Annotated in this window: 1 protein-coding gene (cut by a window edge); it reads left to right on the top strand. The window is 67.7% G+C overall.

All coding sequences use genetic code 11. The annotated features are described in order from the left end of the window. Positions 1–9082: part of a non-ribosomal peptide synthase/polyketide synthase coding region (locus ACFO6S_RS13725; RefSeq protein ID WP_378417820.1), annotated on the top strand (this coding region is incomplete at its 5' end). 20524 nt of the annotated region lie beyond the right edge of the window; the window shows 9082 of its 29606 annotated nt.

The raw sequence follows: 9082 nt of genomic DNA, 5'->3' as shown, positions 1-9082 counted from the left end.
TGCAGGTGGCGGCGCGGTTGGGTGCTGCGTTGGACGCGCGGGTCGCGGTGCGTGAGTTGTTCGAGGCGTCGACGGTGGCGGCGTTGGCGGCTCGGGTGGAGTCGCAGGTCGGTGCGGGTGGCCGGTTGGCGTTGGTTGCGGGTGTGCGTCCGGAGCGGGTGCCGTTGTCGTTGGCGCAGTCTCGGATGTGGTTCCTGAACCGTTTCGATCCGGAGTCGACTGCGTACAACATTCCGATGGCGATTCGGCTGTCCGGACAGTTGGATGTGGCTGCGTTGCAGGCGGCGGTCGGTGACGTGGTGGCGCGGCACGAGTCGCTGCGGACGATGTACCCGGAGTTGGACGGCGTCGCCCATCAGGTGGTCGTGCCGGTCTCGGAGGTCGACCTCGACCTGGATCCGACGTGCGTCGCCGAATCCGACCTGCTCGCGGTGGCGGCGGAGTTCCTTTCTGCCGGTTTCGATGTGCGGGTTGCGCCGCCGGTGCGCGCGCGGTTGTTCGAGGTGTCCGATACCGATCGGGTGCTGGTGATGGTGGTACACCACATCAGTGCGGATGGTGTGTCGATGGCGCCGCTCGCCCGCGACGTGATGCTGGCCTATTCCTCCCGTGCGGAGGGTGTGGCTCCGGCGTGGGCGCCGCTGCCGGTGCAGTACGCGGATTACGCGTTGTGGCAGCACGAGGTGCTCGGGTCGCCGGACGACGAGACGAGTGTGGCCGCGCAGCAGCTCGCGTTCTGGACCGAGGAGTTGGCGGCGTTGCCTGCCGCGCTCGACCTGCCGATGGACCGGCCGCGGCCGGCGGAGCAGTCGATGCGCGGTGCGCGGTACGACTTTGGGTTGGACGAGCGGATCGCGCGGGCTGTGCGCGATCTCGCGGCCGCGCATGGTGCGACGCCGTTCATGGTGTTGCATGCGGCGCTGTCGGTGCTGCTGGCGCGGTTGTCGGGTGAGTCGGACATCGCGGTCGGTACGCCGGTCGGTGGCCGCGGCGAGGCCGCGTTGGACGATCTGGTCGGCATGTTCGTCAACACTCTGGTGTTGCGGACCGCGGTCGACTCGTCCGCGTCGTTTGCGGATCTTCTTGCGTCGGTTCGTGCGACCGATGTTCGGGCGTTCGGTCACATGGATGTGCCGTTCGAGCAGTTGGTCGATGCCCTGAACCCGGCGCGGTCGAAGGCGCACAATCCGTTGTTCCAGGTGTCGTTGTCGCTGCAGAACCAGGAGCGGGCGGTTTTCGAGCTGCCGGGCCTGACGGTCAGCGCGTTGGATACGGAGATCGAGGTCACGCAGTTCGACCTGGACCTCACTCTCGGTGAGAGCGTCGACGAGTCCGGCACGGTGACCGGGATGTACGCGAGCTTCGTGTACGCGACGGACCTGTTCGACGAGTCGACGATCGCGTCGTTCGCGGAGCGTTTCGTGCGCATCCTCGAGGAGTCGACCCGCGACGCGTCGCGGCCGGTCGGCGACGTCGCGCTCCTCGCCGAGGTCGAGCGGGAACGGGTGCTGCGGAGGTGGAACGACACGGCGATGGATGCCGAGCCGACGACGCTGGTTGCCCTGTTCGACGCGCAGGTCGCGCGCACCCCAGACGCGGTTGCGCTGGTCTTCGAGGGCGTCGAGCTCACCTACGCCGAGTTCGATGCCCGCGCGAACAGCCTTGCCCGCCTGCTGATCGGCCGGGGTGTCGGGCCGGACACCGCGGTCGGCCTGTGCCTGCACCGCTCGTTCGAGTTGTTGGTCGCGATGTACGCGATCGTCAAGGCTGGTGGCGCCTACGTGCCGATCGACCCGGAGCACCCGGCCGATCGCATCGAGTACGTGCTGGCCTCGTCGGCACCCGTGTGCGTGCTGACGACCTCCGGCACCGGTGCCGAGCTGCCGATGGGTGCCGATGTGGTCGAACTCGACCGCCTCGACCTCTCGGCCCACGCCGCCACCCCGGTCACCGACGCGGACCGGATGGCCCCGCTCCGGCCGGCCAACGCCGCGTACATCCTCTACACCTCGGGGTCGACCGGTCGCCCGAAGGGCGTGACGGTCTCGCACGCCGCGATCACCAACCAGACTCGCTGGATGCACGGCTACTTCGGCCTGACCTCGGCCGACCGGACCCTGCAGAAGGCGCCGGTCACGTTCGACGTCTCGGTCTGGGAGTGCTTCGCGCTCCTCGAGATCGGTGGGGCGGTGGTGATCCTGCGGCCGGACGGGCACCGGGATCCCACGTACATGGCCAAGGTCATGGACGAGCATTCGGTGACGATCGCGGAGTTCGTCCCGTCGCTTCTGGACATGCTGCTGCCCGACGAGGACTCGGCGTTGCCGATGTCGCTGCGTCAGGTTCTCGGTGGTGGCGAGGCGCTCACCCCCCAGACAGCCCGCCGGGTCGCGGCGCGTGGTGTCCGGGTCGAGAACACCTACGGCCCGACCGAGGCCGCGATCACCACGACCCACTTCGATGCCACCGACATCGGTGACGTCTCCGTGGTCCCGATCGGCCGCGGGGTGTGGAACACCACCTCGTACGTGCTCGACGCACGCCTTCAGCCGGCGCCCGTCGGCGTCGCCGGCGAGCTCTACCACGGCGGTGTGCAGTTGGCTCGTGGCTATCACGGCCGCGCCGACCTGACCTCGGACCGGTTTGTCGCCAACCCGTTCGGTGAGCCCGGTGAGCGCATGTACCGGACCGGTGACCTCGTGCGCTGGAACACCGGCGGTCAGTTGGAGTTCTTGGGCCGCACCGACTTCCAGGTCAAGTTGCGTGGTCTGCGGATCGAGCTCGGTGACATCGAGTCGTCGCTGCTCGACGTCGACGGACTCGACCAGTGCGTCGTCGTGCTGCACAACGACCCGCACGTCGGTGACCGGTTGGTGGCCTATGTCGCAGGGACAGGTCTCGAGATTGCGGAACTCAAGGCTCATCTGGGCGCTCGACTGCCGTCGTACATGGTTCCGGCTGCGTTCGTGGTGCTCGACGAGATGCCGCTGAACAGCTCCGGGAAGCTGGACCGCAGGGCGTTGCCGGATCCGGGGTTCGAGGCGAAGGTGTTCCGTGCACCGTCGACCCGACTCGAGGAAATCGTGGCGTCGGTGTTCGGTGAGGTGCTCGGTGTCGAGCGCGTCGGTCTGGATGACGACTTCTTCGAGCTCGGTGGCAACTCGCTGGTGGCGATGCAGGTGGCGGCGCGGTTGGGTGCTGCGTTGGACGCGCGGGTCGCCGTGCGTGAGTTGTTCGATTCGTCGACGGTGGAGGCGCTGGCTGCTCAGGTGGGATTGCACGCAGGTAGTGGTGGGCGTCGCCCGCTGGTTGCGGGTCCGCGGCCCGAGCGAGTTCCGTTGTCGTTGGCGCAGTCTCGGATGTGGTTCCTGAACCAGTTCGACACCTCGTCGTCCCTGTACAACATTCCCGCGGCGGTGCGACTGTCCGGCGAGTTGGACGTGGCGGCGTTGCAGGGGGCTGTCGGTGACGTGTTGGCCCGCCACGAGTCGCTGCGCACTGTCTACCCGTCCGTGGACGGAGCCGGCAGACAAGAGGTCCTGCCCGTCGGTGAGTTCGCCGTCGAGCTGACGCCGGAGATTATCGCCGCGGAGGACACGGTCGCACGCGTGACCGAGGCGGTCACCGCCGGATTCGACGTGACCGCACAGGTTCCGGTGCGGGCGCGGCTGTTCGCCGTGGCCGGCACCGACGAGCATGTGCTCGTGCTGGTGGTTCACCACATCGCAGGCGACGGTTTCTCGATGGGGCCGCTGACGCGCGACGTGATGGTCGCCTACGCCGCCCGCCGTGCGGGGAGCGTGCCCGGCTGGGCGCCGCTCGAGGTGCAGTACGCGGACTACAGCCTGTGGCAGCAGGAGATCCTCGGTTCCGAGGACGACCCGGAGTCGCTGATCTCGCAGCAGTTGTCGCACTGGGAGCGGGCGCTGGACGGGTTGCCCGATCAGTTGGATCTGCCCACGGACCGGCCGCGGCCGGTCGTGGCGACCAACAGTGGTGCGGTGGTGTCGTTCACCCTGGACGCGGCGCTGCACAAGGGTCTCGGCGATCTTGCCCAGAACCACAGTTCGACGATGTTCATGGTGCTGCACTCGGCGCTCGCGGTGCTGCTGGCCCGGCTGTCCGGGACCTCGGACATCGCGATCGGCACGCCGATCGCCGGACGTGGCGAAGCGGCGCTGGACGAGTTGGTCGGCATGTTCGTCAACACGCTGGTGCTGCGCACGCAGGCCGAGTCGTCCACCACCTTTGTGGACCTGCTCGAGCAGGTGCGGGAGAGCGACCTGTCGGCGTTCGCGAATGCGGACGTGCCGTTCGAGCGGTTGGTGGAGGTGCTGAGCCCCGTTCGGTCGCAGTCGCGCAACCCGCTGTTCCAGGTTGCCCTCGCGATGGAGGACACCGGTCCCGTCGGCTTCGAGCTGCCGGGCCTGCGCCTGAGTGGGGTCGAATTCGACGGGCACGTCGCCAAGTTCGACCTGCAGCTGTCGATTGTCGAGTCGTTCACCGAGGACGGGGTCGCCGACGGAATCACCGCCGAATTCCTGTACGCCACAGATCTGTTCAACGAGCAGACCGTTGTCGGCTTCGCGGAGCGGCTGGTCCGGATTGTCTGCGCGGCGGTGGCGACGCCGTCAACGGAGATCGGCGACATCGAGATTCTGGGGCCGGCGGAGCTGGCGGATCTGAGCAGCCGCCGGGGTGCGGACGCCGGTCCGATCCATGCGTTGCCGGAAATGCTCGCCGATGCGGTGCGGATGAACCCGTCGGCGATCGCGGTGGTCGACGGTGACCGCTCCCTGACGTACCGGGAGATCGACGAGTGGTCGTCGCGGGTGGCCCGCGTGCTGATCTCCGAGGGTGTCGGGCCGGAGTCGTTCGTGGCGTTGGGGATCACTCGTTCGATCGAGTCCGTTGTGGCGGTGTGGTCGGTGGCCAAGACCGGTGCCGCGTTCGTCCCGGTCGACCCGAACTATCCCGCGGAGCGGGTGGCGCACATGGCATCGGATTCGGGTGCGCGGATCGGACTGACGGTGTCGGCGTCGGTGGACAGGTTGCCGGACACGGTTCGGTGGCTGGTTCTCGACGATGTCGACTTCGAGGTCAGGTGCAACGCGCAGCCGGCGGGTGAGGTGGAGGCATCCGAACGTCTGGCGGCTGTCAGGGTCGAGAACACGGCCTATGTCATCTACACGTCGGGGTCGACGGGCAAGCCGAAGGGCGTCGCGGTGACGCACGGCGGGCTGTCGAACCTGTCGGCGGAACAGCGGGATCGGTTCAAGATCGATTCCGGTTCGCGGACCCTGCATTTCGCGTCGCCGAGTTTCGATGCCTCGATGCTCGAGTTGCTGCTCGCGATCGGTGCGGGGGCAACGATGGTGATCGCGCCGCCCACGGTCTACGGCGGTGCGGAACTGAGTGTGCTCATGCGGGACGAGCGGGTGACGCATGCGTTCATCACTCCGGCCGCGTTGGCCTCGGTCGACCCGTCCGGACTCGACGACCTCCGTTCGTTGGTGGTGGGCGGTGAGGCGTGCTCGCAGGACCTGGTGGTGCGGTGGGCGCCGGGTCGGGACTTCTTCAACGGCTACGGCCCGACCGAGACAACAGTTCTCGCGACCATCGGTGATCTGCTGGCGACGCGTCCGGTGCTGATCGGTGGGCCGCTGCGGGGCGTGTCCGCTCATGTACTCGATTCCCGCCTGCACCTGGTGCCGGACGGTGTCGCGGGTGAGCTGTACCTGTCGGGGCCCGGTGTCGCGCGTGGGTACCTGGGTAGGTCGGCGTTGACGTCTGATCGCTTCGTGGCCAATCCGTTCGGTGGCGGTGGCGAGCGTATGTACCGGACCGGTGACATCGTGCGCTGGACCGACGAGGGTGAACTGGACTACCTCGGCCGTGTGGACCACCAGGTCAAGGTGCGTGGATTCCGGATCGAACTGGGCGAGATCGATGCTGCGCTGGCGGCGCACCCGGACGTGGACTTCGCGATCACGATGGGGCACACCAATGCGCTTGGGGTGTCCTCGTTGGTGGCGTATGTGCTCCCGGTCGAGGGCGGTTCGATTGATCCGGCCGCGCTGACCGCCTTCGTTGCCCTGTCGCTGACCGCGTACATGGTGCCGGCGTCGATCATGGTGCTCGACGAGATCCCGCGGACCCCGGTGGGCAAGCTGGATCGGAAGGCGTTGCCGGAGCCGGTGTTCGAGGCGAAGGTGTTCCGGGCCCCGTCCACGCCGGTCGAGCAGATCGTCGCGAACGTGTTCGCGGAGGTGCTCGGTGTCGAGCGGGTCGGTCTCGACGACGACTTCTTCGAGCTCGGTGGCAACTCGCTGATCGCGACCCAGGTCACCGCTCGCCTCGGATCTGTGCTCGAGACCAAGGTGCCCGTGCGGGATCTGTTCGACGCCTCCACCGTCGAATCGTTGGCAGCCCGAGTGGCCTCGCTGGCGGGCAGCGGTGCGAGGGCGGCGCTGACCAGGCAGGAGCGCCCGGAGCAGGTGCCGTTGTCGTTGGCGCAGCAGCGGATGTGGTTCCTGAGCCATTTCGACCCGGACTCCTCGGCGTACAACATCCCGGTGGCGATCCGGCTGTCCGGACGACTGGATGTGGACGCACTGCGGGCGGCCGTTGCGGATGTGGTCTCCCGGCACGAGGTCCTGCGGACGGTGTACCCGGAGACCGCGGATGGGCCCGTTCAGGTGATTCTTCCCACCGACCGCGCGGTTCCGGATCTCGCGGTGGTGCCGATCGCGGCAGACGAGGTGACGAGCGCTGTCACCGAGTTCATTCGGTCGGGCTTCGACGTGACCGCTCAGGTCCCGGTGCGCGCACTCCTGCTCCGGGTCGAGCGCGATGGCGTCGAGGAGGACGCCGGTGTCGAACATGTCCTGGCAATGGTCGTTCACCATATTTCCGCGGACGGTTCCTCGATGGGGCCCTTCACACGTGACGTGATGGTGGCGTACGCCGCCCGCAGTACGGGACAGGCGCCGGCGTGGGCGCCGTTGCCGGTGCAGTACGCCGACTACGCACTGTGGCAGCGGGCGGTGCTCGGTTCGCAGGACGATCCGAACTCGTTGATGACACAGCAGCTTGACTACTGGACATCGGCGTTGGACGGGCTGCCGGATCAGCTCGAGCTTCCGACGGATCGTCCTCGCCCTGCCGTGCAGTCGTACCACGGTGCCAAGGTCGACTTCGCGGTGAGCGAGGACCTGCACAAGGGGCTGGTCGAGGTCGCGCGCACCCACAACTCGACGCTGTTCATGGTCGTGCATGCGGCATTCGCGGTGTTGCTGGCGCGGTCGTCGGGAACCGAGGACATCGCGGTCGGTACCCCCTTTGCCGGGCGTGGCGAGGAGGCACTGGACGACCTGGTCGGCATGTTCGTCAACACGCTGGTCTTCCGCGCGCAGGTCGCCGCAGATTCCACCTTCACGGAACTGCTCGAGCAGGTGCGGGAGGTGGACCTGGGGGCCTTCGGGCATGCAGATGTGCCGTTCGAGCGTCTGGTCGAGGTCCTGAACCCGACACGGTCGACGGCCCGGCATCCCTTGTGCCAGGTGGGATTCTCGTTCCAGAACTTGGCCGAGGGAGAGTTCGAGCTACCGGGGCTGTCCGTCTCTGCGGTGGATTTCGAAGAGGAGATCTCGCAGTTCGACCTGCATCTGATCATCGCCGACAGCTACGGCAGCGACGGTGGTCCCCGAGGTATGTCGGCAGGGCTCACCTACTCGACGGCGCTGTTCGATGCCGGGACTGCGGATGCCTTCGGGGCCAGATTCGTCCGGATCCTCGAGGCCGTGGTCGCGGACCAGACGGTGGTCGTCGGGGACGTCGACCTGCTCGGTGTAGCCGAGCGGGAGCACATGCTCGAAGACTGGAACGCGACCGCCGAGGTCGTGCCCGAATCGACGCTCGTCGACCACTTCGACAGCCAGGTGGCGCGTTCTCCGGAGGCTACGGCACTGGTCTTCGAGGGCGAGATGCTCAGCTACGGCGAGTTCGACGCCAGGGTGAATCGTCTGGCACGCAGGCTGATTGCCCTTGGTGTGGGGCCGGAGTCTCTCGTCGGGTTGGCAATGCGCCGGTCGCTGGACCTGATGGTCGGCATGTACGCGATCGTCAAGGCCGGCGGCGCCTATGTGCCACTCGATCCCGACCATCCCGCCGAGCGCACCGCGCTGGTACTCGAATCCGCAGCGCCTGTCCTGGTACTCACCCGAACCGACGACAACGTGGAACTGGGTGGCGACGTGCAGACCCTGCCGGTGGACTCCGACGACGCGCCAGCGCTCGACGGGTCGCCGGTCACCGATGCCGAGCGGACCTCGCCGCTGCTCCCGTCCCACCCGGCATACGTGATCTTCACGTCCGGGTCGACGGGAAAGCCGAAGGGTGTCACGGTCTCGCACGGCGCGGTTGTCAATCAGCTGCTCTGGAAGCAGGCCGAGTACCAGATCGGCGCTCGGGACGCGGTGCTGCTCAAGACCGCAGCGACGTTCGACCTGTCGGTGTGGGAGTTCTGGTGGGCGCTGCAGACCGGCGCACGACTGGTGATCGCCCGCCCCGACGGCCACCAGGACCCGGGCTACCTGCTCGACTTGATGGCCCGGGAAGCAGTGACCACCCTGCACGTGGTCCCGTCGATGCTGTCGATGCTGCTCGCCGAGTCGGACACCACGTTCCCGGACTCGGTCACCCGGGTGCTGGCGATCGGCGAGGCACTGCCCGCCGCCACCGGGGCGCGGCTTCGCCGGGTGAGCTCGGCGCGGCTGGACAATCTCTACGGCCCGACGGAGGCGGCGGTCTCGGTGACCTCGTACCGGACCTCCGATACGGACACGGTCACGGTGCCGATCGGCTCGCCGGAGTGGAACACCCAGGTTTTCGTGCTCGACTCGCGGCTACACCCGGTGCCCGCCGGGGTCGCAGGTGAGCTCTACCTGGCCGGTGCTCAGCTGGCGCGCGGCTATCACCGCCGGTCCGACCTCACCGCAGATCGATTCGTCTCCAACCCCTTCGACACTGCCGGCGGCCGGATGTACCGCACGGGTGACGTGGTGCGGTGGCGTTCGGACAT

The organism is Rhodococcus kronopolitis, assembly GCF_042654025.1.
Lineage (GTDB): Bacteria > Actinomycetota > Actinomycetes > Mycobacteriales > Mycobacteriaceae > Rhodococcus_G > Rhodococcus_G kronopolitis.
The sequence above is the reverse complement of the archived record's forward strand: the minus strand, read 5'-3'. Positions and strand labels throughout refer to the sequence as shown.